Here is a 1,204-nt window from a genome sequence, read left to right as displayed (position 1 = left end):
ACGCTGATCCAGACCGCGCTGGTCGACGCCTGCGGGCCCCGCGACGCCGATGTGGCGACCTCGTTGCAGACGACGGTGTACAACGCGGGGATCGCGGCCGGTTCGCTCACCGGTGGCCTGACGCTGGACGCGCTGGGCGCGGGAGCGCTGCCGTGGACCGCGCTCCCGCCGGTGCTGCTGGCGCTCGGCACGGTCGCCCTGGCACGGCGGTACGCCTTCCCGGCCGGGCGGCACGCCGTTGCCGGGGAGGCAAAGCCGCTGGCCGGGGCGGGCGCGGTGGCCGTAACGTGCCCGGACGGAGATCATGACGTACGGAGGTGAGCCGATGGTCCGGGACGATGAGCTGCGGTATCTGCGCCGCTGTGTCGAACTGGCCGAGGAGGCGCTGGACGCCGGGGACGAGCCCTTCGGGTCGGTCCTCGTGGCCGGGGACGGGACCGTGCTGGCGGAGGACCGCAACCGGGTGGCGGGCGGGGACCGCACCCGGCATCCCGAGTTCGAGCTGGCCCGCTGGTCGGCCGCGCATCTGACACCCGGGGAGCGGGCGGCGGCGACCGTCTACACCTCCGGCGAGCACTGCCCGATGTGCGCGGCGGCGCACGCCTGGGTCGGGCTCGGCCGGATCGTGTACATCGTCTCGTCCGTCCAATTGTCCGGCATCCTGGCCGAGTCGGGCGTGCCCGCGCCACCCGTGCGGACCCTTCCGGTGCGGGATGTCGCACCGGGGGTGGCCGTGGCGGGACCGGTGCCGGAGCTGCTGGACGAGGTACGCGAGCTGCACCGGCGCTTCCTCTCCGGGCAGGCCCGGAACGGCTGACGGATCAGCCGAGTTCGAGCGTGGTGACGCCGAACACCCGTTCCTGGGCGTACGCGCGCACCGGGCCGGTGTACATGCGGGCGGTCTCGAACGAGGGCCTCAGTCCCGCCTGTTCGGCGAGGGCGACGCCCGCCGCGTTCGGCTCGGGCACGTCGATCGCGACGTCCCGACCGGTGACATCGGCGGTGAGGGCGGCGAACAGGGCCCGGGCGTCGGCGGCGGTGTCCGCGAAGAGGGGGCCGATGCGCAGCGTGTCCTGGCCGGGGCGGATCACGCCGTAGCCGGTCAGGTGCCCGCCGTCGTCGCGGACGACGGCGCGGTGGCCGGGCGTGGTGAGCCACTCGGCGAGGAACCGGGGGCGGTCGGCGGGGTGGCAGGCGCCGTCGT

General features: G+C 75.0%; 1 protein-coding gene and 2 pseudogenes. 2 read left to right on the top strand and 1 reads right to left on the bottom strand.

Features of this window, described 5'->3' with window-relative positions:
* Window positions 1-321, top strand: a pseudogene (locus H5J33_RS35865) (MFS transporter); the annotation flags it as partial.
* Between the two features lie 4 nt (window positions 322-325).
* Entirely contained in the window at window positions 326-817 is a 492-nt protein-coding gene (locus H5J33_RS35860) for a nucleoside deaminase (RefSeq protein WP_181798815.1), read from the top strand.
* 4 nt (window positions 818-821) lie between these two features.
* Here the strand turns inward: H5J33_RS35860 and H5J33_RS35855 are convergent.
* Window positions 822-1,204: pseudogene (locus H5J33_RS35855) on the bottom strand (GNAT family N-acetyltransferase); the annotation flags it as partial.

This window comes from Streptomyces sp. WELS2 (assembly GCF_013870595.1).
Lineage (GTDB): Bacteria > Actinomycetota > Actinomycetes > Streptomycetales > Streptomycetaceae > Streptomyces.
Note: the sequence above shows the minus strand (reverse complement) of the source record. Positions and strands in the feature narration are given on the sequence as shown.

Coding starts and splice junctions, on each gene's coding strand:
- H5J33_RS35860 (WP_181798815.1), top strand. CDS start 326: ATGGTCCGGGACGATGAGCTGCGGTATCTGCGCCGCTGTGTCGAACTG.